Raw genomic sequence first — 22,999 nt, forward strand, 5'->3', positions numbered from 1 at the left:
GGCGTCTTTTTTTGTTCTTTGTATTAAATGGTATTAAGGTAATTTTATAGTGATCCAAAATAATTTAATTGAGAAGACACGCAGTGAAGCCATCCTTTTTATGAACTAATCCGATCCCTAAATCGTGAATAATGTAATGAAAGATGCGGACAATGGCAAGGGAGTGACTAGTGGAATATAGCCAGTGGAGCGACGAACCTGACATTTGAGTAAACGCACCTCATAAAAGTAAATGCATCACACTTACAAGGAAACAGCACGAATTCACGAGTAAAAGGGTCAAATTCACGAGTAAATGCACCGAATTCACGAGTAAACGCACCGAATTCACGAGTAAAAGGGTCAAAATCACGAGTAAACTCACCGAATTCACGAGTAAGAGGCGCAAACTCACGAGTAAACACACCAAACTCAGGGATATCGTGCAATATCGTTGGTAATTGCCCCGAACTTCGGGGGAAATTCCACAAAACTTGAGTTAACGAACCTGTAATAGTTTGAATACCGAAAAAACCCAGTTAAAGAGACCGGAGAATGAGCTTAAAAGAGGAATGAATTCATTCCTCTTTTGTTTTATGCTGACCAGGTGTGAACGGAACACCGGCGGCTTTTGTGATGATTTTCGAAACATCCGTATTTTCAATGACCCCATCAAAGGCTTCACTGCCCGGGCCTGAAGCAAAAACGGGAATCATATTGGCTGTGTGCCCTCCTGTGGAACTGGCAGCCCGTATGCTTCTATCAGCTACACCTGCCTTATGATGCTTGGCGATGGTGCTTCCGATTTCCCAATCAATTTGATGCTGTGGATAAACAAGCGTTCTATTATTCTTTACGTTATTGATGAATTGATGAACTTCCTGATCCGTAAGGGATATATGTGCATACTTCTTGAATGCGGAAACGACACTATCTGGATTGATTTCATTATTTTTATCGAATGTAAGCTGTTTGGACATATACTCAGATGAAACCCTGATTTTTTTCAATGCAGTGATATCCATCGTTTCAGAAGCGGAGGTCCCCATTGTTTCGTGGTCTGCAAGCACAACAATCAAAGTATCATTTCTATTTTTTGCCCAATTCACAACCTCTTTCACGGTCTGGTCAAATTCGATCGTTTCTTTCCATATTCCAGTGATATCGGCTGCATGCTCCATATGATCAATACGCGCACCTTCACTCATCAAGAAGAATCCCTTATCACCCTTAGATAAAATATCAATTGCTTTGGATGTCATTTCGGGCAGAGAGGGCTCTTGTGAATGTAATACTTCTTTATCCAGCTTAAAATTCATATAGGTAGGGTGAAATAACCCTAAAAGTTTATCCGGTTTATTAACGGAACTAAGTTCTTTTTTAGTGGTCGCAATTCCATAGCCAGCATTTTTAAATTTAGCGATTAAATCCTCGCCCTTCTGTTTATCTGCCTCGAAATAGCTGGAACCTCCGCCAAGAATGACGTCGATCCGGTTATCAAAGAGCTGCCTCGCGATATTCGCACCACCTGTCCAGCGGTTAGATACACTTGCACCAAAGGCCGCAGGAGTGGCATCGACTACCATATTGGTTGAGATGATCCCGACTTTTTTTCCTTTAGCCTGAAATGCATCCAATACACTATCTACCTCGGAACCATTGGCATCGACACCGATCGATTCATTGTTGGTTTTTATTCCAGTGGCAATCGCGGAGCCCCCTGCCGCTGAGTCAGTGACGTAATTATTGGCGGAATACGTGCGCATAAGGGCAACATGCTCCAGTTTTTCCAAATGTAAAATACCTGTTTTTCCATATTCCATTTGTCGGGCAATTTCTATTGCACCTAATCCCATGCCGTCGCCAATCAGTAATATGACATTCCTGGGGGTGTTCTTTGTTTCTGCTTGAATAGGAGAGGTCATGCAAATCAAACAGATAAGAACGAGTAATCCAAAGTGATGAGGCTGTAAAACTTTATGTCTTCTGAATGTCTTATTCATCGGTAATCCTCCATTGGGTGAAAGTCTCCCTATTATTTGTTAAAATCGATAAAAAAAACCCCTTCATTATATTCATTGAAGGAGCCAATCTTTTATCCATGATTTCTGCGCTATATGAATGCAAAAGTAAAGAGCCTGCCTATATTGTCAGCTTGTGCAACAAGGAATAGAGATGTTAGCTGAATAATGATCCGCCAAACCGTAAACTTGAACCTTTTTTACTCATCGAATAATGAAAGAATAAACAGTTTTAAAATGATATTGTAATAAAAGAAGAAATGATGAAAAAAACTTTTCTATAAATTACAATATATAGGTAATAATTTATAAACAGTAAATATATAACTGATATAATTTCACTAGAGTTCAATTGAAATAATAGGAGAGAGAACCCTATGCTATCCAGTATGAAAAAGCTCTTCAGAGAAAGCTCTAAAGACTTGAATAGAATGTATAAGTTGGTTGATGCTGTGAATCGACTAGAGGGTAAATATGAACGTTATTCAGATCAAGAATTAAGCGGGATGAAGGATAGATTTAAAAGCATATTGGATACTGGTAAAAATATATGGGATATACAAACCGAAGCTTTTGCAGTAGTAAGGGAGGCTTCTAAACGAGTATTGAATCTTAGGCACCATGATGTTCAGCTTGCAGGCGGTTTTGTCCTGAATGAAGGGGGCATTGCACAAATGAACACGGGCGAGGGGAAGACGCTTGTCTCCACTTTGCCTAGCTATTTACATGCGCTGTACGGGAATGGTGTCCATATTATTACGGCCAATGAATATTTGGCAAGACGTGATAAAGAGTTAATGGGACAAATTCATGAATTTCTAGGTTTGACGGTCGGTTTGAACATTTCCCAATTGGAGCCTTCTGCAAAACGTGAAGCGTATGCGGCGGATATCACGTATGGAACGGCAACAGAGTTCGGTTTTGATTATTTGCGAGATAATATGGTCTTCCGGAGAGAGGAAAAGGTTCAAAGAGGACACCGGTTTGCCATTGTCGATGAGATTGACAGCATCTTGATTGATGAAGCGAGGACACCATTAATCATTGCGGGCAAGTCAAGTGACGGTACCGGGCTTCACCAGATCACTGCACAAATCATAAAGTCATTTATAGAAAATGATGATTACGGGATTTTCATTGAGTCAAAGGCTGCCTTTTTCACGGACCGAGGGGCTTTCAAGATTGAAGAGGCCTTTGGTATCGACAATCTGTATGGAACGGATCATCAAGAGTTATTACATAATGTAACACAGGCACTTAAAGCCCACGCGATTATGAAATTGGATGTGGACTATATTGTCATGGATGGAAGGATTGCATTAATCGATAAATTCACAGGCAGGGTGATGGAAGGTAGAAGCTTCAGTGATGGGCTTCATCAAGCAATTGAGGCAAAAGAGGGCTTGGAGATTACCGAAGAGAATGAAACACAGGCAACGATTACCGTCCAAAATTATTTTCGTTTATATCATTCAATATCTGGGATGACCGGCAGTGCCATGCCATCAAAGTCAGAATTCCAGGAAATATATCAGCTCCCCGTCATTGAAATTCCAACTAATAAGCCCATTATTCGTGTTGATGAGATGGATTTAATTTATAAGGATGAAATGAGCAAAATCAACAAAATCGTCACAGAAGTAAAACGGATTCATGATGAAGGCAGACCTATTTTGATCGGGACGACCTCCATTGAGCAATCTGAAAAAATTTCGGTTCATTTAGAGAAGGCGAAAATTAAGCACCAAATCCTTAATGCGAAGACGGAAGCGGATGAAGCGGAAATCATCGCAAGTAGCGGCCAAAAAAATCAAGTCATGCTGGCTACGAACATGGCTGGGAGGGGAACCGATATATTATTGGATGATGCGGTCAAGGAACTGGGCGGCCTTCATATTATCGGTACGGAGCGACATGAAAGCAATCGGATTGATATGCAGTTAAGGGGACGTTCTGGCAGGCAGGGTGATCCAGGTTCAACACAATTCATCATTTCTTTGGAAGATGATTTGTTTGATTACTATGATGAAGAAGAACTCGAACGGTATATAAAGAAAATAAAAACGGATGAAAGTGGATTGGTGTTGGGCCCTGCACCCGGAAAGTTCGTGAAAAGGGTGCAGGAAACAATAGAGCAGATGCATCAATCAAGCCGTTACCATTTATTGAAGTTAGAGCATGCATTAAATGAGCAGAGTAAAATCATATATGCGATGAGAGACCGGATACTAGATTTGGAATCTGGACGGATGTCAGCCATTTTACTTGAATATATCGAAAAATACATTCGTCGGCTCGTAGTGAAATATTACACTGAGCATATAGAAGAACTTGATTTCTCTGCCTTTATTGAAGAGCTTTCCCTTTCTTTCCTGACGTTGGATTGGCAGGCAAGTGATTTGCAGGATTTAGAAGGTCATATAGTTGAGGGAAAAGCTCTGGAGGCTTTAGGTGAATTGGAAGCGATGCTAGAAATTTTTCAAGCCGATGCAGAATGGCAAAATCAGTTACGTGCTTTCATGCTGCAGCATATTGATGAAAATTGGATGAACCATTTAGACGAAATGAATAGTTTGAAGGAAGGAATGGGTTTAATCGGCTATGGTCAACAGGACCCGTATATGCTGTTTGAAAAAGAAGCTCTTAGTCAATTCAACCTTCTATTAAGTAAAATCGAGTCGGAGATTAGCATCGGCTTTATGGAATATATCAAAAGCAATCAGGAAGATGAAGCTGCTTTGGGGAGTGATGAATGATGAGTTTTTTTGGGAAAAGGGATAAAGAGGTTAATGAAAGGGAGAATATTTTAGCTTCAGATGGGCATAAGGTACACAATCCGGATGTCACTGTTCATACTTCCCTAATGTTTCACAAGGATTGGAAAACTTCCAAGCAAGAGGAATATGTATATAAATTCCACCATCAAAGGCTGCCTGCATTAAAACCGAATCAAATTTCAATTTCCGGTGTTAAGCTGACTAGGGTGGAGGATGATGTAATCATAGAGGCTTTTCTACGAAATTCATTGGAGAAAGCTGTCCTGTTTGATATCGTGGATTTACTGTTAGTGGATGAGAACGGAAAATTATTGGCAAAAAAGGCTTTCGATCTCTCAAAGCTGGGTGAAATACCAGCACTTTCAAGCATGCCATGGCGTTTCTTATTCGAAGAAGGGGATATGTTGGCAGAATCGATTCCTGATGAAGATTGGAAGATTGCTTTTGAATGGAAGAAATAGTAGGAAAAACACTCACATGATTGGCGGCAACCGGAACGATTCTTTTTGCCGACTGCCAAATCAAACCACACAGAAATGATTAAGAATGTTGAAAGGCCCTCATCCATTTATTGATGAAGGCTTTTTGTTTTTAAAGGAAGGCATTAAAGACTAGCCAAATATTTATGCTGTTTTCTGTGTGCAATTTCTCATAAATGGTAACGCTAAGTAATATTTATAAGTATTCTTCCGTAATCAGGCTTAACCTAAGTCCTGGAAATAATGAAGAGGAAAGTGGCAGGAGCATGAAGAACAACCTAAATCAGCGATTGAAGGAGCGGCTATTTGAGATTATGTCCATTTCAATCGTGGCCATACTTTTCATTTATACGAATGATAGGATGGGGAATGATCTTTCGATTGGGATTTTTACGATAATCATCGGCGCTGCCGGTTTTATTGTTTATCTGAAGGAATGGGTACCGAATGGAATCCTAAAGGGCATCATTTTTTCGATCTTCCTTCTTTCGATCATGGCCTTTTTCCTTGCGGACATTTGGTTTTATCGCTATTACTCGACACCTATCACTTCCTATATGTGGATGCAAAAAAGCAATCTGAATGGGCTTGGTGAAAGTATATTCAGTATGATGGAAATGAAGGATGCAATCTTTCTTCTGTTAGGCTTTCCAATTGCAGAGTCATTCATGAAGAAAAAATACCCACTCAAGCATATGGCACTTGTACCGGCCGTAATATTCCTCATGATAGCGGGGCTAAAGCCGGTAAAGAATATATTTATCGACAAGGTCGATATAACCCGGCGTTATGAGGCGAATACCTTCTTGCGAAACTGGGGTCCGATCGGTCATCACGTATTGGATACGTATGCCTACTTTACTGACTCGGGAAGGCATAGTATGTCCTCGAAAGAAAAGAAGGCCGTTTCGGATTACTTCAATAAAAAGAACAGGCAGGATCATGCCTTTTCAGGCTCTTTGGAGGGGAAGAATCTCATTATCATCCAGGTGGAATCTTTACAGGCGTTTCCGCTATTTCAAAAGAGTGCCGGACAGGAGGTCACGCCATTCATGAATGAATTGGCGAAAGAGGGTTTGTACTTCCCGCATGTATATCCACAGACCGTATTTGGAAATTCATCTGACGGAGAGCTGATCGTGAATACCGGTTTATTTCCTTTAAAGCAAGGAGCGACCTTTTTTCGATTCCCTTATAATGATTTTCCGGGTCTTGCTAAAGAATTAAAGAAGTCGGATTATCAAAGTTATGCCTTCCACGGAGATGAAGAAGACTTTTGGAATAGGCAACATGCATATCCCTCGCTAGGGTTTGATGACTATCTTTCCATTGAGGATATGCATCAGGATGAGATGATTTCGATGGGCCTGGGAGACCGCAATTTCTTCAATCAAAGCTATGATTTCTTAAAAGATAAACAAAATCCCTATTACGCTTTTTTCGTTACGTTAACCAGCCATGTACCTTTTTCGCTTCCGAAGGAACAGATAACATTAAAACCTAAAGTTGGAAAAGAGGGCAGCTATCTGACTAAATATTTCGAAGCCATTCATTATACAGATACAGCCATCGGGGATTTTGTAAAGAAGTTGAAGGATGGCGGGAAATTGAAAGACAGCGTGATTGTCATATACGGAGATCATGATGGGCTATTTTTAAAAGATAAACATGAGGTTGAAGCGTATTACGATAATAAAATTAGCGATGAGCAGTGGATTGAAAAATATATGCCCATTCCGGTGATCATCTATCAGGAAGATATGGAAGGAAGAACGATTAATAAGGTAGGGGGCCAGGTCGATATTTTACCAACTCTATATGATTTATTCAATATTAAGAGTTCTTCATACTTTGGGGAGAGCATGCTGAATGGCGAAGATGGCGACGCTTTGATATTAAAAGGGGATTATGGTTCTCAAATGAAAATAAATGGAGAAGGGAAGGTCGAAGGACTTTCACCAGAAGACCAAAAGGAGGTTGATCTGAGTGACCAAGTGATACGTACCAATTATTTTAAACAAACGAAGGATTGACCCAAAAGAAAAAAGAGGATGACTGATAAAAGCCATCCTCTCTCCATTATAATCCCAGATGTTTCTTCACACGGTTTTGGGCTTCGAGTTTTATATCTTCTGGAACAATGTTGTACCAAACGCCATCTAGCCTTTGATTGTCACCTTCAAGAGTATATTGTTTAATATTTTTAAGGGAGGATTTATAGTTATTTTGGATACTCAGCATTTCATTGAAACTTAAATTGGTTTCCACGTTTTTCCCTAGTGCCTCGAATATATCATCATAATTGGTAAGTGTTGAGAGACTAGCCCCTTTTTTCATGACGGCTTGGATAACCTGGCGTTGCCGCATTTGCCGGCCATAATCCCCGCGGGGATCTTCCTTTCGGATTCGGGAATAGATCAATGCCTCTTTTCCATTTAAGTCGAGTGTGCCCTTTTTAAAGTTATACCCTTTATAGGCTAGGTCCATATCATTATCAACAGTGACACCGCCTACGGCATTCACGATATCCTGAAAGCCTTCCATATTCATTTTGACGTAATAATCAATCGGAATATCCAAATAGGCCTCCACTGTATTTATCGACATGGAAACTCCGCCATAGGCATAGGCATGATTCATTTTATCATTTGTGCCTTTACCGATGATTTCTGTACGCGTATCTCTGGGTAAACTCAATAATTCAATGGATTCTTGTTTAGGATTAACAGTCATGACAATCATCGTATCTGATCGACCTTTGTCATTTTTCCTTTCATCCACGCCAAGAATTAGTATTGAAAATGGATCTTTGCTTTTGAACTTGATGTCATCTACACGCTTATCCGTTTTATGCGCAATACCTTGCATAGTTTGAATCGCACCTGCCAAAGATTGATAAACTGAAGCTCCATAAGCACCAGCGCCAATGAAAAGGATAAGAAGGGTGAAGCCGATTATTTTAAACGATTTGCGTTTCTTTTTCTTTTTTTTATGTTCGGATCTCATCTAATATTCCTCCCTGAACTATCCCACTAAATGGAAGATGTGAAAAAGTACCTAGTCGGTATGTTTTTAACTATACCTTTTTTTAGTCAAAAATAGAATAGTTTCTTTTTGTACTTAGAGTGCATATTTACCTGTTTTCATTCAAAAAAAACGAAGGATTCACAGAAAATGAATTCCTTCGCTTCCTCATTCGAATATTAGTTAATTATATATCCATAGATAAAAAAGAATTGAGTCTCTTACATGACAAGAGAAAGTCTGGCAAGAAAATCCTATAAACTTCTATAACCGATGATTCTACTCTTAAAATAGGAGTTTGAAGTAGAATTGATTTCTACTCCCTTACTTGTTGAGGCATGAATGAACTGCCCGCCGCCCAAGTAGATTCCCATATGACTAACAACTGATTTATTAGAACCCGTTGCAAAGAAGATAAGATCGCCACTTTTCGGTGAAGTAACCTTTTTACCCATATCATAATATGTGGAAGATGAAAGCCTGGAAACTTCATACCCGGCCTTTTTGAACGTATAGTAAATAAATCCGCTGCAATCGAAACCTGATGGGGAGGCGCCCGCCCACGAATAAGGTGATCCAATTAATTTCTTTGCTTCGGAAACGAGCGTGGTTACTTTGTTCCCGGAACTTGGTGCTTCCACTTTTCCAGCATCATTTTTATCTGCAGGGGCTGTACTTGCCGATTTACCTAATTTTAATTTTTGACCAACTCTGATTAAATCGGATTTTAACGAGTTGTTAGATTTAAGCTGAGCTACAGACAAATTGGTTTTTTTGGAAATTCCAGAAAGTGTGTCACCTTTTACCACAATGTATGTAGCTGAATTCGCTGGGGTCTGTGTAACATTGGACGGTTTGGAGCCGCTGGGTAAATCAATTGTAGTGGTAGTGGTTGATTTAGATACGATAAGTTTAGCACCTGCATAAATTCTATCGGATTTTAAGTTATTCAATTTCATCAATTCAGCAAGTGTAAGGTTATGCTTGTTTGCTATCCTGGTTAAGGTATCACCTGAAACAATGGTATATGTGGTATTCTTTGTTTTATTCACGGAAACTGAAGAAGCATTTGATGTTGTTTTGGAGTTGGATGTAATTAATTTTTGATTAATTTTCAAAAAGTCTGTTTTTAAGTTATTAAGCTGTTTTAAGTCTTTTACCGTCGTATTATGCTTCTGGGCAATTTTACTTAGGTTATCGCCGCTTTTGACTGTATATGTACTGGCAAGGGCAGGAGAAACAAAAGTCGAAGATAAAATGGCTAATGTCGAAAATGCGACTACACTTTTTTTCACGGTTTTCCACCTCAAATATGTCTTTTTCCCTATTCTAACAAATGAAAAGGGTTAAAAAATATTACATTTTTGTTACAAGGGGAAAATAGTAGTATTTTACTGGTTTATATTGGTTAGGTTTGAGAGATATAATCTACAATATTTTCTATATTATGAGTCTTTTCTCACATGTGGATTCGTGTATTTTTCATTTGTCAATCCCTGTAAAAAAGGCGCTATTTTTAGAATGTTCATTTCCTGTCCCATCTAATTTCACATTGAGAATGTATTTCTTTCTTTTTATGAGGGGTTATTGGATATTCTGCAACTTCACATTAAAAACCCACTTCATTTTACAAAGTGGGTTGGTTTTATTTAAAAAGGAAATTAACTAAATTCCTACTCGAATTTCCTGTAGAGTATTGATTCCATTTTTGGTTAAAGGGGGTAATCTTCATTAATGAATGATCAGCGACCCGTATTTTCCCTAAAAGCTCTTCAGTGGTAGATACCACCGGTCCGGGCATGGAAGAGGAGTAATCCTCCCAAAATCCCCGTTCCTTCACATACTTTTCTAAGTCATATGCAAAGAATATCATTGGTCTTTCCAAAAAAGAGAACTCAAATGGAATCGAAGAATAATCGGTAATTAAAAGATCCGTACTGATTAGCAGTTCATTTACGTGAATATCACTACTAACAGGGTAAACGAACCTAGGAAATTGATGTTGGAAATCATGTTCCGCTTTTACCGCTGGATGCAATTTAAGTAAGAGCACATAATTTTCCCCCTGCAGTTCCTTGTAGAGTAGTTCCAAATCTAATGCAATCTCGCCACTGTTTAAGCCATCATTACGAAATGTAGGGGCATATAATATGATTTTCTTATGCTCAAGTTCTGGATGCTTGGCAAGCAACGCACTACGTGCAGCTTTCTTTGACTCATCATTGAAAAAGAAATCGGTCCGAGGTATCCCGGTCCTTAGTATATGTGATGATGGTAATTGAAAACTTTCTTGAAATATTTCCGCCATTCGCTCTGAACCTGCCGTAATATAATCAAACTTTCGATAGACCTCTAAAAACCTTTTCCTCGCTCCTGCAGAGCGGGTTTGAATGGAAGGGTCTTTTGCCCCGAATTGCTTAATGGCACCAGCCGCATGCCACACTTGAACACAAATCACTTGCTTTTTGAATGAAATAGCTGAAAGAAAGCCATAATAATTATCAATGATAATCCATTTTGATGTTGCGAGATGATAAATCGAACGGATTATAGCAATGATATTTTTAGATTCAAACGGAAGGACGATGGTTTGCCCATCGTCCTCCACATGTATATGACTGCTCGGTTTCATTAAAAATACTTTTTGAACAGAAATGTTCTGCTTGTCCATTTCGTCTGCAATATATTGGCAATTGTCCCCGAATGATGTGACAAAGGTTGTTTTGTCATGTAAAGGGCAAAGCTTAAAGATAGAGAATAAAACTTTGAAACAAAAAAGATAAATCCCTATCGCGAATTCTTTAGCCATTCGTTACTTGTAAAAGGTCATCTTTAATTTGGGAAGTCGAAATGCCGATTGTCCTTGGCAGGTAGACCACTTCACAAACTTCGGATAATTCATCGAATTGGCCTTTCCAGTCATCACCCATTACAAAAATATCTACACCTTCACGAACGATATCTTCCCTCTTTTGTTCCCAATTGTCTTCCGGTATAACTTCATCCACATAACGGATTGATTCAAGGATCATTTTTCTGTTTTCAAAGCTATGATAAGCTTTTTTATCTTTTAAAGCATTGAATTCATCCGTCGAAATGGCAACAATCAGATAATCTCCTAAATCTTTAGCGCGTTTTAATAGATTGATATGGCCCCAGTGAAGCAAATCAAAGGTTCCATAAGTGATTACTTTCTTCATATTTATTCCTCCTGTACAAATGTATTTATATATATAATCTTGATGATCGCAAAAAAAAAGAATGCTTTGTAATTTATAAATGAAGCTGGGATGTCTTGTCTATCTAATTATAACAAATAAAATTTACAATTAAACCACAAAACTTTTACAATCTTATTTTAAATGAACCAATATTAGATTAATTTGGAGATAATTTTACAATTTTAATAGTTATTATTCAAGTATATATAATCATTTATATAGGTGAAAAGTTGGAATGAGAGCGGAAAATATCTTGTGTAAATGAATAAAATAGAAAAAGGAAGACCTTTTCTTGCAGAATTAAGTCACCATAACACAATTCAAAGAAAAGAGTTCTTCCCATGAATCAGTTTACAACAGATATTGTCCAAGCTCTAGTAAAAAAAGAAGATATTACGGAGGTTTTTCGTAGCCATTTAGAATTGGCTGTCAACCCGCTCTTATCGAGCGAACTAACAGCTTTCTTAGATTACGAAAAATATGACCGGATTGGCTTTAACTCTGGTAATTCTAGAAATGGTTCCTATACGCGTACGCTACATACTGAGTTGGTGATCTTCAACTTGCTATCCCTCGAGATCGTAATGGAGAATTTAAACAACAAACCGTAGCGCCCTATCGTCGTTCAAACGATACACTAGAAGCGTTTGTGATTCATATGTTTCAAAAAGTCGTGATAACCGCTGAAATTGTCGATTTCATCGAGCGTATGTATGGGCACAATTACACAGCACAACGATTTCGGACATCACCAAGGTGGTGTCTGAACAAGTTGAGGCTTTTCAAGTTCGAACCCTTTCTGCGCGGTATGCGTGTGTTTATTTAGATACGACCTATATTGCTTTAAAACGAGAAACAGTCGAAAAAGAAGCTGTTTATATTGCCGTTGGAATCCGTGAAGCTGGCTCAACAGATGTACTAGGATATGCCATTGCACCGACTGAATCAGCGAGCATATGGAAAGAGATTCTTCAAGACATTCAAGAACGTGGTGCGGAAGAAATCTTATTATTTATATCAGATGCCATTCTCTCCATTTATCCAGATGCAAAATACCAAACGTGTTGTGTCCATCTTCAACGAAATATTTCTCATAAAGTAAGAATTTCTGATCGCCAAGAAATCTGTGACGATTTCAAAACGGTTTACCGTGCAGATAACTTGGAAAATGCACAGAAAGCGCTCCAAGATTTCGTGAAAAAGTGGAAAGCAGTCTATCCCAAAGTCACAAAACCATTAGCTGTAAATCCTTACATACTCACGTTCTATAGCTTTCCAAAATCCATTTGGCGTAGCATTTACTCCACAAACTTGATTGAATCCTTCAATAAACAAATCAAGAAATATAGCAAGCGTAAGGAGCAATTCCCCAACGAAGAATCGTTAGAACGCTTTCTAGTTTCACAGTTTGAAGAATATAATCAACGGTTCGCAACCAGGTGCCATATAGGTTTTGACAAAGCTCGAGAAGAACTTGAAAATATGTTCAAAACGAAAGAATAAAAGAGCGTCTACAAGAAAAGGTAAAACTTATTTATACAAAATTATTGACGGTACCGTTGGAATTGTATAATTTATTACAAATATGATTATATGGATTAATACTAAACCTTTATATTAAATTTATATTTCCATATTTATAATGTTTTCTCTTTAAATGTATTTTAAGTTACAGTAAGTTTGAAATTATTTGGTTGGAATCCTATAATATTAATTATTTCTGAAATAGATCTTACAAGAAAGTGAGAAGTTAATCAGTTAATCGTTAACTATTATATTGAAGATGTAGGCTTAGGCTAACTTCGTAAAAAATTAAAAAATGGATAGGTAATGACCTAGTAGCAAAACTAAAGTGGGAAAGGTAACCAGCATGTTCTTTATTGAAAGGAGAAAATAATGTCATCTATTGTAAATAAGGTAAAGTCCATGCTCACAAGTGCCTATAAAATGGCTTTTTCTATGGCAGGTAAAGTGTTGCCTGCAGATAAAAAGCTGGTTGTTTTCGAGAGCTTTTTAGGAAAGCAGTATAGCTGTAATCCAAGAGCGATTTATGAATACTTGCAGAGTCACCATCCTGAATATAAAATGTATTGGAGCGTAGATAAAAGGTATAGTGCTCTTTTCAGAGAGGCAGGCATTCCATATCTCAATCGTTTTTCATTCAGTTGGCTGCTTAAAATGGCCAGGGCCCGTTATTGGGTAACGAACAGCAGGCTCCCGCTTTGGATTCCGAAGCCGAAGCACACGATTTATTTGCAAACGTGGCATGGGACGCCATTAAAGAAACTTGCGGCAGATATGAATGAAGTACACATGCCTGGAACAACGACGGATAAATATAAAGAAGAATTCCATGCCGAATCAAGTAAGTGGGATTATTTAATCTCCCCTAACGCTTATTCTAGTGAGATTTTTGCCCGGGCCTTCAATGTCGATACTTCTAAAATTCTGGAAACAGGTTATCCGCGCAATGATATACTTTACAATAGTAATAATCGTGATACAATCGATTCATTGAAACGGAAGTTGGGTATACCATCAGGGAAAAAGGTCATTTTATATGCCCCTACGTGGAGAGATGATGAGTTTTATGGCAAGGGGAAATATAAGTTTGAAATTAAACTGGATTTGAATCAATTGAAACAGGAATTAGGGGATGAGTATGTAATATTGCTCCGTCTTCATTATTTAATTTCCGAGAACTTGGATTTATCGGCTCATCAAGGGTTCGCTTACAATTTATCCAGTTATGAAGATATCAGTCATTTGTATCTAATTTCAGATTTATTAATAACGGATTATTCCTCAGTATTTTTTGATTACGCTAATTTAAAGCGTCCGATGCTTTTCTATGTATATGATATTGAAAACTACAGGGACAAGCTTCGCGGGTTTTACTTTGATTTTGAAAAGAATGCGCCAGGTATGTTAGTAAAAACATCTGATGCGGTCATTGATAGTATCAGGGCGATTAAATTTGAAAATAACAATGAGTTCAATCACTTTCACGAACGGTTTTGTGCCCTCGAGGATGGCCAGGCTTCACGCCGTGTCGTAGAAAAAGTGTTTTTAGGAAGGTCTGTTAATATATGAGTTCAGCTTTGACCGTTTTAAAAGAACAAATCAAAAATTTTTATTTGGTAAGGCGTTTATCTGTTTATGAGTTGAAAAGTGCGAACAGTAATAACTATCTAGGAATGCTATGGGAAATCATCAATCCGATGATACAGATTTCGATCTATTGGTTCGTGTTCGGATTTATAATCTTAAATCGCGGTGAAAATTTCCTTCCATGGCTGATGGCAGGGATCGTTGTCTGGTTTTTTGTGAATCCTTCAATTACCCAAACGTCCAAATCCATCTTTTCCCGACTGAATATGGTTTCCAAGATGAGCTTTCCGATGAGTGTCATTCCTTCGTATGTCATCTTTGCTAAGTTGTATCAGCATCTTGTGCTGCTGGGAGTCATTATTATAGTATTATGTTTTACTGGATACCTCCCTACAGTTTACATCATACAACTGCCTTACTTTATTGTAGCAACAGTGGCTCTGTTATTTTCATTTGGATTAATTACTTCAACATTATCAACTATTATTCGTGATGTTCACAATATGATCGTGTCATTAATGAGAGTCTTGTTTTATTTAACACCAATCCTTTGGGTATTAGATGCTAAAGATCATCCAGTAATCGTTAATTTCATGAAGCTGAATCCACTATATTATATTGTGGAGGGGTATCGAGCTTCGTTATTGGGGGAATCATGGTACCTAATAGTGAATTGGGAATATACACTATATTTCTGGGCAGTCGTAATCGTCTTCTTTTTGATAGGTTCCTCGCTGCATGTTAGGTTTAGAGATCGCTTTGTTGACTTTAAGTAAACTGGAAGTGAGAAAAGTTGGAAAAATCGGTAATTGTTAAAGATATAACGAAAAAATATAAATTATATAATAAAAACTCGGAAAAAATATTGGATCTCCTTTTACCTAAAAGCTATGGGGAAGAGTACTTTGCTCTGAGAAATGTAAGTTTTGAAGCGGAAAAGGGCGATGTAATAGGATTTGTCGGGGTCAACGGATCCGGGAAATCCACATTGTCCAATATTATTGCAGGTATTATCCCGCCTACGGATGGAAATGTCCAAACTAACGGGAAAACGGCTTTGATTGCCGTTTCATCGGGCCTGAATAATCAGTTGACGGGCAGAGAAAATATTGAGCTGAAAATGCTTATGCTCGGATTCGATAAAAATAAAATCAAAGAACTTGAGCCTGAGATCATTGAGTTTTCAGAGCTTGGCAAGTTCATTGACCAACCGGTGAAATCCTACTCAAGCGGTATGAAGTCCAGGCTTGGTTTTTCCGTTTCCGTGCATATTGATCCAGATATCCTGATTATTGATGAAGCCTTATCGGTCGGGGATAAAAACTTTGCTGAAAAGTGTTTGGAGAAAATGAACGAATTTAAGGAAAAAGGCAAAACGATGTTTTTTGTCAGCCATTCAATCGGCCAGATGAAGAAGTTTTGCCAAAAGGCTTTATGGCTTGAATATGGAGAGTTAAAGGCATACGGTGCCATGAACGAAGTCATGCCGCAATATGAAGCATTCTTAAAAGAATATAACGCCATGTCTAAAAAAGAACAGAAAGAGTACCGTGAAGAACAAATGAAAAGGCGTAGTTCCGCACTGGTATGAAAGTGAAAAGCAGACCCGGGCTTCGGGTCTGCTTAGTTTGTAGACAAAAGGGGTTCGGAATTAAAACATTCCGAACCCCTTTTGAAATTCCCTTTGAGTTTTGCTCAAGATTTAAGAGATTGGGCCTCTACGAGCCCACTATAGATGCGATAAAAAATCTGTTCAAACAGCTGTATCTTTACAGCGACGCTCATAATTTTTCCCGAACGTTGAGAGTGAGGTACTTTATCATGGAAATCATGACCTAACACTTCAAGTTTTAATACTCCTATTTTAAAACAAAAAAGGTCAAAAGCGGTTATATTTAATTGTTAAAACAAAGTTGATTGGAGCGGGTGTGCGAGACTCCTGCGGGAAAAGCGCGTCCATGGGAGACCCCGCAGGCGCAAGCCGAGGGCGGACCGCCCGCGGAAAGCGAGTGCCCTACGTTCCAATCAACTTTCAAATTGTACAAACCATAAAAAAAATGTAGGGGCTGTCCCAAAAGGTGTACTTAAGCCGAAATTGAGTAAATACTGAAAGGCAGAAACGTTGATTTAACAACATTTCTGCCTCTTCAATTTTGCGCTATTTTACTTTAAAAAGGACTTATGAGACAGCCCCAACAGTCTGAGCAGACCCGGGCTTCGGGTCTGCTTTTTTTTAGTTAAGCACTTCATCATAAGCTTTCTCAAACCGCTCGGCGGCTGTAAGGTGGGAGTATTCGCTTTCCATTTTATATCTTGCTTTCGCAGCTAACTTTGTTGCGTATTCAGTGTCATTAAGCAGAATGGAGATCGCTTGTGCAAGTGCTTCTATATTTTTTTCCTCAACTAACAGTCCATCTTCACCATCAATGAGAATCTCCTTTAAACCCCCGATTGCACTTGCAATGACGGGTGAGCGGCAGCTCATCGCTTCTAATGCAGATATGGAAGTCGCTTCTTCCACCCCGTGGGAATGAACACTTGGGATGAGTACGATATCCGATGCTTCATAGAGGCTATGCATTTTCTCGAAAGGCACTGAACCCAGGAAAAGTACGGAATCGGATAATTTGAGTCGTGCTGTCGTTTCCTCAAGCCGGGTTCGCTGTTCTCCTGTACCTGCAAAGACCAATACCGTTTCCTGATGATTTTCCAGCACCTCCGGCAGTGCAAGGAGCGGATAGATGACACCGTTCTTTTCAGTCATTCTTCTAGGGACGAAAAGCATCTTTTTATGTAGGGGAATTTGAAAATCCTGACGGGTTTGCTTCCGCTTTTCCGTTTCCGGTTTGAAAGCTGACACGTCAATGAAGTTCTTGATCGTTTCCGCCTCTATGTGTGCCAAATGATTTATATAGTCTTTGATCCTTTGATCGACCGTCACAACTTTTGCAGCAGACTGATAGGCTTTTCTTTCAAGCTCCCGAATGATTAAATCTTCTTCACTATCCGGAAGAAGGGCGCCCCTGCTGACTGCTTCGAATGAAAAATACCCATGGACAGTTTGCACCGTTGGAATCCCGGATTCAATGGAGGCAAGCGTGGCGAAAATGTCTTGGGCATTAATGACATCATAGTCCTTTTTCAAGCTTTTAATAGATGAAGCCAATAACTTTTGGCGCTGTTTGTCATTGAAAAGCTGACCGCTCCCCTGTTTTACTTTATTTAATAAAAATCCTGGAGCCTGGGCGAGCATCTTCCTCTTGAAAGTTGGTAATTGAGAGAAAGATAATATGTCCACATTATGGCCCCGCGACATTAACCCCTTTTTTAACGTAGTGATATGACTCGATAGCCCTCCTTCATGAGGGTAGTTGAAAATCGTTGTGATTAAAATGTTCATATTGGCACTCCTTCTTCTAATGTATTACTTTGACCTGATCCTTCTCATTGCTTGTAGGCTGCTTACTTTAAAAAGCATGGATAATGCGAAATATAATCCGAATACCAAAAGCGAGATGATCACTAATTCCATAATGATGGGCAACGTTTCGGTAAGCGGATGGATCCAGAGCGCAAGTCCGAATATGATGGTTCCGATGATGGCAAGCTTGCTGCATTCCTGAAAAACATCCCTGAAAGCGACCTTGTCCGTTCTTTCTGTCTTTAACCATAGGTAGCAGAAAAGGTAGAGAGATTGCAGGAGCATGGAAATGCCCGATGCTAAAGCAATTCCGCCGACACCAAGATAACGTGATAGGACCCAGCTGAGCAGGACATTAAGCAATACGGCGAACAGGCAGGAATACATGGCCACTTTTGTTTTCTTTAAGGCGTAGAAGGCGTTCATCAAATAATCCCTTAGTGCAAAGAATGGGAGGCAAGCGGAATAAAAGATGAATGCCCTATAAGTCACCTCGGTTGCTGAAGTATCGAAAGCCCCGCGTTGGAAAGCCAGAGTGATTAAGCTGTTTCCGCTGATTAACATGACGATCATGAAAGGAATGGCTAAAAATAGAAGTGACTTCAGCCCTTTTAAGGTCAAATTAAGGAAAGATTGATAGCCTATAAGTGCCCGCTCGACGATTGAAGGATACAATACGGTAATCAACGGCGTGAGGACAATGCTTAATGGCAGCCACAGCAGCCGATTCGCATAGTTCAGGGCTGATACGCTTCCGGTTTCGAGCGAGGTGGCAATGATCCGATCGACGACACTATTCAATTGGATCGCCAAAGCGGCGATGATGATAGGGTAAAAGGTGTACAGTGTTTGAACGATCTGCCTTTTATGAGGCAGGAAAGAGACGATGGGCCGGATTCCGAACCTCTTTAATGATGGGTATTGAATAAGGAACTGACTGGCTGCACCGAACACAAATCCCCAAGCCAGCCCTTCGACCCCAAAGGGAGCAGCGAATAAAACGGTGGCTGCTATTATGACCGTGTTTTGTGCAGTCGAAGTGAGTGCTGGAAGAATAAAACGCTTATTCGCATTCAGGACTCCCGTCGCCATGTATGAAAGCGTGAAAAATAGTAAACTTGGCAGCATAATCCTGGTCAGGGACTCCGTCAGAGCAAGCTCTGAATCAGAGAAACCGGGGGCTACCAATATAACGAGCGGCTTTGTGAAAATCATGCAGGCAATGGTGATGAATCCGGCTACCAGCATAAAGAAGGAACCTAAAACACTGATGAATTCATCAGCTTTCAAAGGGTTATTCGCCTTCTTTTCCAAGTAAATGGGGATGACGCCGGCCTGAAGACCGCTGCCGAGAGCCGTAAATAAAATGGTTGGTATGAGGCTTGCCACGAAAAAAACATCTGCCATAGACGATGCACCGAAATAGGCGGCAATGATCGATTCCCGCCCGAATCCGAGGACTTTTCCAATGGCTGCAATAATAGTGACTAGCCCGACCGATTTAATTACATGTGAAAGATTAGGCATATTTTCAATCCTTTAAAATGATGTCCTTTTGTAAACAGAAACCTAAACAACTATAAAAAAATAGTGTAAACGTTTTATCTTCTAGAATATTGTAAAAAAGCCCTGCTAGCAATGCTGCTAACATCAGGCAGATAGTAAATACCGCTAAGGTGCCATTTCTCGATTTAATAATTTTACGGTAGGTAAAAAGAATGAATGCAAGTACCGCGAGAAAACCAAGCACCCCGGTTTGAACAAGAATTTGGATATATTGATTATCGGTATACATCCTTTCACCAATTTGGTATTCCTGATAGATTGGTGAGGAAAAGGAAAGGGTGGCAGAATCTCCGAAGGTTGCTAGCCCTGTACCAATTATGGGATGATCTTTGAAAATTTCAAGTCCCTTGAATAGGACATATAACCGGCCCCATTCTGTACTTTGATGAAGAGTCGTATCAGAGAACATTTCAGAAAAACGATTGGAAAGGGCATGTTCGTGTTCAGAAGTGGGGGTGCTGCCAATGGTCATATTTTCCATAGGAACCGATGCCGATACCTCCACTTTATCTGAAGCGAATAGAACAGGGTAATAAATCAGAAGCAGGCCGAGACCGAATGCGCCTACAGCATATTTGAGAAATGATTTATTTCTAGTCCAAACTATAAAGACAAGCGCCGCGAATCCAAATGCAATCATCGTTCCCCTTGAATAGGTGAGCAGTAACGTACCAGAAAGTAAGATGGACGCTAGAAAGACGATGGGTTTATATTTTTTCAGCGACTGAAATAGAAAAAAACTAAGGAATAACTGCATGCTTAAGAATAAGGCAAATACATTAGGGTTGGCAGGTGCTCCATAAATCCTCATACGGTTAGTTGGAGAAAGGTTCCACATTTCCCATTCATGGGGCAGCAGGATCGTCCGCGAAAAGATTTTCTCCAATATGCCATGCAGGCAAAGAAAGATTGTAAATATTAGGATTACCTTCAAAAAGCGAAAGATATCCTTTCTTTCTAGATTTAATTCACCGATAATGTAAAGAAGCAAGAATGTAACAAGTAATGCCCGGAGTTCGAATAGGATGGGGAGGATCCCCACTCCGTTTAGGAGTCCAGCTACGGCACCAACTAAACAAAACAACCAAAATGGTACAGTAAAATGATATTTAGAAATCTGCCATTCGTACTTTTTGAAATTTTCCATAAGCAAAGAAATGAACAAGGTGAGGATGATCAGGTCACCTGTATAGGTTAAACCGCTATTCAGTTCCATCAATAAGGGACGGGCAGGGAAGTAAATGAATAAAATTAATAACAGGTTTTTTTTATTTATACCGATAAAAACGAGCATCAACACCGTTGCCATGTAACCGGTGATAGGGTGAGGCACTGCTAATGGGACGAGCAGGCACATGATTAGAATGAATAACGATTGTTTTTCTATAAATTTCAAATGATTAACCACCTTTGAATCGAAAATCACGTTCTATGATGTGTATGAAAAAATTTCTTGAATAATACCCCACCCTTTAGATGTATAGTACATATGAAAGGCTGAAGTGAAATGACAGAAAAGTTTGTTGAGATACTATCCATACCATTCATCGATAGCAATATGGATGAATTCATGAATGGAATGATCTATCCAAGATTAATGAATCAGGAAAAAACGTTTGTCGTTACGGCAAATCCAGAAATAGTTGAGTATGCAAATGAACATCAGGATTATAAGGACATCATTATATCGGCTGATTACATCACTCCGGATGGCATTGGTATTATTATGGCCTCTAAATGGCTAAATCAACCTTTACAAGAGCGGATTACAGGATTCGACTTGATGAATGAATTATTCCGGGTTGCTGATGAAAAAGCGTTGAAGGTATATCTGCTTGGAGCGGAGGAACACGTTATTGAAGCAGCGGCCCTTAAAGCGAAAGAGCTATACCCTGGCCTCGAGTTGGTGGGATACAACCATGGTTACATCGATATTAAGGACGATAGCCTGGCTAAGTCCATAGCGGAACTTGAACCTGACATCATTTTGACAGCATTAGGGTTTCCTAGGCAGGAAAAATGGGTTTCCAGGCATTATCCGCTATTTAAAAAAGGGGTCTTCATGGGAGTTGGGGGAAGCTTTGATGTTCTTGCAGGAAAGGTGAACCGTGCCCCGGTTTTCTGGCAGAAGATGCGTCTTGAATGGTTGTACCGACTGATCCAGCAACCTTCACGGTGGAAACGGATGCTTGCTTTGCCAAGATTCGTATTCAAGGTTAGACGGTTAAGGAAAACGGTGCAGCGTTCCTGAACATAAGGAGTGGACTGGATGAGAATCTTGCACTTAAACGCTGGTAATGAAACTGGCGGCGGTATGTTTCATATTATGTCCTTACTGAACCAATTGAATAAAGAGGAGTGCTTGCTTGGTGTATTTGAAGATGGTGAACTTTACCGGCGGGCCATGTCTTCCGGGATACAAACCGAACTTTTCAAGCAACATTCCAAATTTGACCTTTCAATTTTGAAACCTTTACGGGACTTTATCCGTCTAAATAATATAGACATCATCCATACCCATGGCCCGCGGGCGAATATATATGGTGCTTTTTTAAAGCGCTTCATTAAACGTCCTTGGCTCCTTACTGTTCACAGTTCACCACATCATGACTTTTTAGGCCAGGGTGTAAAAGGAAAAGTGTTTACGGGCCTTCATGTAAGGTCATTTCAATATGCCGATCATATACTGGCAGTTTCCGACCGCTTTAAGCAGGACTTGATTGACCAAGGAATCCATTCGTCAAAAATAACAAAGATCCTAAACGGAATCGACTTTGAAAAGGAATTGCCTTTCCCCTTTCAAAGAGATGATTTTGGGTTTGGGGCAGATGATTTCATCATCATCATGCCTGCAAGGCTTGAACCGGTGAAAGGTCATGAATTTGCTTTAGCGGCATTAAGTGAAGTGGTATCGGAATTCCCACATGTAAAGCTGTTGCTTGCAGGGGACGGGAGCAGGAGAACTGCTCTGGAAGAGATGGTCTCGGAAAAGGGATTATCCAATCACGTGTTCTTTTTGGGGTATCGTGAAGATTTAGAAAGAATTTACCCAATGGGGGACGTCACATTATTGACTTCCTTAAGCGAAAGCTTTCCACTGGTTTTACTTGAAGGAGCAAGGTCTGGTCTTCCGGCTATCACGAGTGATGTTGGCGGTATAAAGGAATTGATTCCGGATGGGGGCAAGGGCTGGATTACGGATATAGGCAATGTCGATCAACTGAAATTGGCGATCTGCAATGCTTTAGAATTAAAAAAATCCGGGGACCTGACAAAGATAGGGATGAATTTACAAATATTTGCAAAAAACAACTTTTCTATAGAGATTTTAGCCAAAAACGTATATAATGTTTATTTGAGGATGAAAAATTAAAATAAGCATTTATATATAGGTTTTCTT

At 39.5% G+C, this 22,999-nt stretch carries 16 protein-coding genes and 2 pseudogenes; 9 read left to right on the forward strand and 9 right to left on the reverse strand.

Going from position 1 to position 22,999, the window contains the following annotated elements; translation table 11 throughout:
• Positions 1-220: 220 nt before the first annotated feature.
• Both ACQKKK_RS06695 and ACQKKK_RS06700 read right to left on the reverse strand, forming a co-directional pair.
• Positions 221-394: a hypothetical protein gene (locus tag ACQKKK_RS06695; RefSeq protein WP_427615022.1), complete on the reverse strand. Its 174-nt coding sequence runs from the start codon at positions 392-394 to the stop codon at positions 221-223.
• A 163-nt stretch (positions 395-557) separates the two neighbouring features.
• Positions 558-1,982, reverse strand: a complete 1,425-nt coding sequence (locus ACQKKK_RS06700; protein WP_427615023.1) for an alkaline phosphatase — start codon at positions 1,980-1,982, stop codon at positions 558-560.
• Positions 1,983-2,377: 395 nt separating this feature from the next.
• On the opposite strand from ACQKKK_RS06700, the gene secA reads away from it, so the two are divergent.
• From secA to ACQKKK_RS06715, 3 genes are all read left to right on the forward strand, one after another.
• Positions 2,378-4,756, forward strand: a complete 2,379-nt coding sequence (secA, locus tag ACQKKK_RS06705; RefSeq protein ID WP_427615024.1) for a preprotein translocase subunit SecA — start codon at positions 2,378-2,380, stop codon at positions 4,754-4,756.
• Positions 4,753-5,238, forward strand: coding sequence for an SLAP domain-containing protein (locus ACQKKK_RS06710; RefSeq protein ID WP_427615026.1), 486 nt, complete (start codon positions 4,753-4,755; stop codon positions 5,236-5,238). Before secA ends, ACQKKK_RS06710 begins: the two co-directional genes overlap by 4 nt.
• A gap of 284 nt (positions 5,239-5,522) precedes the next feature.
• Positions 5,523-7,289, forward strand: a complete 1,767-nt coding sequence (locus tag ACQKKK_RS06715) for an LTA synthase family protein (protein ID WP_427615027.1) — start codon at positions 5,523-5,525, stop codon at positions 7,287-7,289.
• A gap of 46 nt (positions 7,290-7,335) precedes the next feature.
• Here ACQKKK_RS06715 and ACQKKK_RS06720 read toward each other — a convergent pair whose 3' ends face one another.
• From ACQKKK_RS06720 to tagD, 4 genes are all read right to left on the reverse strand, one after another.
• On the reverse strand, positions 7,336-8,262 hold the full coding sequence (locus ACQKKK_RS06720; protein WP_427615029.1) for an LCP family protein: 927 nt from the start codon (positions 8,260-8,262) through the stop codon (positions 7,336-7,338).
• A 272-nt stretch (positions 8,263-8,534) separates the two neighbouring features.
• Positions 8,535-9,575, reverse strand: coding sequence for a LysM peptidoglycan-binding domain-containing protein (locus ACQKKK_RS06725; protein WP_427615031.1), 1,041 nt, complete (start codon positions 9,573-9,575; stop codon positions 8,535-8,537).
• A gap of 350 nt (positions 9,576-9,925) precedes the next feature.
• The gene (locus ACQKKK_RS06730) at positions 9,926-11,089 is read right to left on the reverse strand and encodes a CDP-glycerol glycerophosphotransferase family protein (protein WP_427615033.1); all 1,164 of its coding nucleotides are present in this window, start codon (positions 11,087-11,089) and stop codon (positions 9,926-9,928) included.
• Positions 11,082-11,480: a glycerol-3-phosphate cytidylyltransferase gene (gene tagD, locus ACQKKK_RS06735; protein WP_057278149.1), complete on the reverse strand. Its 399-nt coding sequence runs from the start codon at positions 11,478-11,480 to the stop codon at positions 11,082-11,084. The genes ACQKKK_RS06730 and tagD overlap by 8 nt, the downstream gene beginning before the upstream one ends.
• A 362-nt stretch (positions 11,481-11,842) precedes the next feature.
• Here tagD and ACQKKK_RS06740 point away from each other — a divergent pair.
• The 4 genes and pseudogenes from ACQKKK_RS06740 to tagH all read left to right on the forward strand — a co-directional run bounded on the left by ACQKKK_RS06740 (position 11,843) and on the right by tagH (position 16,203).
• Positions 11,843-13,004: pseudogene (locus tag ACQKKK_RS06740) on the forward strand (IS256 family transposase).
• Between the two features lie 381 nt (positions 13,005-13,385).
• A pseudogene (locus ACQKKK_RS06745) lies at positions 13,386-14,594 on the forward strand (CDP-glycerol glycerophosphotransferase family protein); the annotation flags it as partial.
• The gene (locus ACQKKK_RS06750) at positions 14,591-15,388 is read left to right on the forward strand and encodes an ABC transporter permease (protein ID WP_427615034.1); all 798 of its coding nucleotides are present in this window, start codon (positions 14,591-14,593) and stop codon (positions 15,386-15,388) included. The pseudogene ACQKKK_RS06745 and the gene ACQKKK_RS06750, both read left to right, overlap by 4 nt.
• A gap of 17 nt (positions 15,389-15,405) precedes the next feature.
• On the forward strand, positions 15,406-16,203 hold the full coding sequence (tagH, locus tag ACQKKK_RS06755; protein ID WP_427615036.1) for a teichoic acids export ABC transporter ATP-binding subunit TagH: 798 nt from the start codon (positions 15,406-15,408) through the stop codon (positions 16,201-16,203).
• 642 nt (positions 16,204-16,845) lie between these two features.
• Here the strand turns inward: tagH and ACQKKK_RS06760 are convergent.
• From ACQKKK_RS06760 to ACQKKK_RS06770, 3 genes are read right to left on the reverse strand one after another with little or no spacing between them, the layout of a single operon-like run.
• Positions 16,846-18,012 carry a glycosyltransferase family 4 protein gene (locus ACQKKK_RS06760; protein ID WP_427615037.1) on the reverse strand — a complete coding sequence of 389 codons (1,167 nt, stop codon included), beginning with the start codon at positions 18,010-18,012 and terminating at the stop codon, positions 16,846-16,848.
• 24 nt (positions 18,013-18,036) lie between these two features.
• Positions 18,037-19,560: a murein biosynthesis integral membrane protein MurJ gene (gene murJ, locus ACQKKK_RS06765; protein WP_427615038.1), complete on the reverse strand. Its 1,524-nt coding sequence runs from the start codon at positions 19,558-19,560 to the stop codon at positions 18,037-18,039.
• Positions 19,561-19,564: 4 nt separating this feature from the next.
• Positions 19,565-20,995, reverse strand: coding sequence for an O-antigen ligase family protein (locus ACQKKK_RS06770; protein WP_427615040.1), 1,431 nt, complete (start codon positions 20,993-20,995; stop codon positions 19,565-19,567).
• Positions 20,996-21,106: 111 nt separating this feature from the next.
• On the opposite strand from ACQKKK_RS06770, the gene ACQKKK_RS06775 reads away from it, so the two are divergent.
• The gene (locus ACQKKK_RS06775) at positions 21,107-21,850 is read left to right on the forward strand and encodes a WecB/TagA/CpsF family glycosyltransferase (RefSeq protein WP_427615042.1); all 744 of its coding nucleotides are present in this window, start codon (positions 21,107-21,109) and stop codon (positions 21,848-21,850) included.
• A gap of 18 nt (positions 21,851-21,868) precedes the next feature.
• Positions 21,869-22,972, forward strand: coding sequence for a glycosyltransferase family 4 protein (locus ACQKKK_RS06780; protein ID WP_427615044.1), 1,104 nt, complete (start codon positions 21,869-21,871; stop codon positions 22,970-22,972).
• The last annotated feature ends 27 nt before the right edge of the window (positions 22,973-22,999 follow it).

The organism is Peribacillus sp. NPDC006672 (assembly GCF_050274955.1).
Classification (GTDB): domain Bacteria; phylum Bacillota; class Bacilli; order Bacillales; family DSM-1321; genus Peribacillus.

What these genes read in the sequence shown, in the direction of transcription:
- ACQKKK_RS06700 (WP_427615023.1), bottom strand. Translation starts at nt 1,982, where the DNA reads ATGAATAAGACATTCAGAAGACATAAAGTTTTACAGCCTCATCACTTT.
- secA (WP_427615024.1), top strand. Translation starts at nt 2,378, where the DNA reads ATGCTATCCAGTATGAAAAAGCTCTTCAGAGAAAGCTCTAAAGACTTG.
- ACQKKK_RS06710 (WP_427615026.1), top strand. Translation starts at nt 4,753, where the DNA reads ATGATGAGTTTTTTTGGGAAAAGGGATAAAGAGGTTAATGAAAGGGAG.
- ACQKKK_RS06715 (WP_427615027.1), top strand. Translation starts at nt 5,523, where the DNA reads ATGAAGAACAACCTAAATCAGCGATTGAAGGAGCGGCTATTTGAGATT.
- ACQKKK_RS06720 (WP_427615029.1), bottom strand. Translation starts at nt 8,262, where the DNA reads ATGAGATCCGAACATAAAAAAAAGAAAAAGAAACGCAAATCGTTTAAA.
- ACQKKK_RS06730 (WP_427615033.1), bottom strand. Translation starts at nt 11,089, where the DNA reads ATGGCTAAAGAATTCGCGATAGGGATTTATCTTTTTTGTTTCAAAGTT.
- tagD (WP_057278149.1), bottom strand. Translation starts at nt 11,480, where the DNA reads ATGAAGAAAGTAATCACTTATGGAACCTTTGATTTGCTTCACTGGGGC.
- ACQKKK_RS06750 (WP_427615034.1), top strand. Translation starts at nt 14,591, where the DNA reads ATGAGTTCAGCTTTGACCGTTTTAAAAGAACAAATCAAAAATTTTTAT.
- ACQKKK_RS06760 (WP_427615037.1), bottom strand. Translation starts at nt 18,012, where the DNA reads ATGAACATTTTAATCACAACGATTTTCAACTACCCTCATGAAGGAGGG.
- murJ (WP_427615038.1), bottom strand. Translation starts at nt 19,560, where the DNA reads ATGCCTAATCTTTCACATGTAATTAAATCGGTCGGGCTAGTCACTATT.
- ACQKKK_RS06775 (WP_427615042.1), top strand. Translation starts at nt 21,107, where the DNA reads ATGACAGAAAAGTTTGTTGAGATACTATCCATACCATTCATCGATAGC.
- ACQKKK_RS06780 (WP_427615044.1), top strand. Translation starts at nt 21,869, where the DNA reads ATGAGAATCTTGCACTTAAACGCTGGTAATGAAACTGGCGGCGGTATG.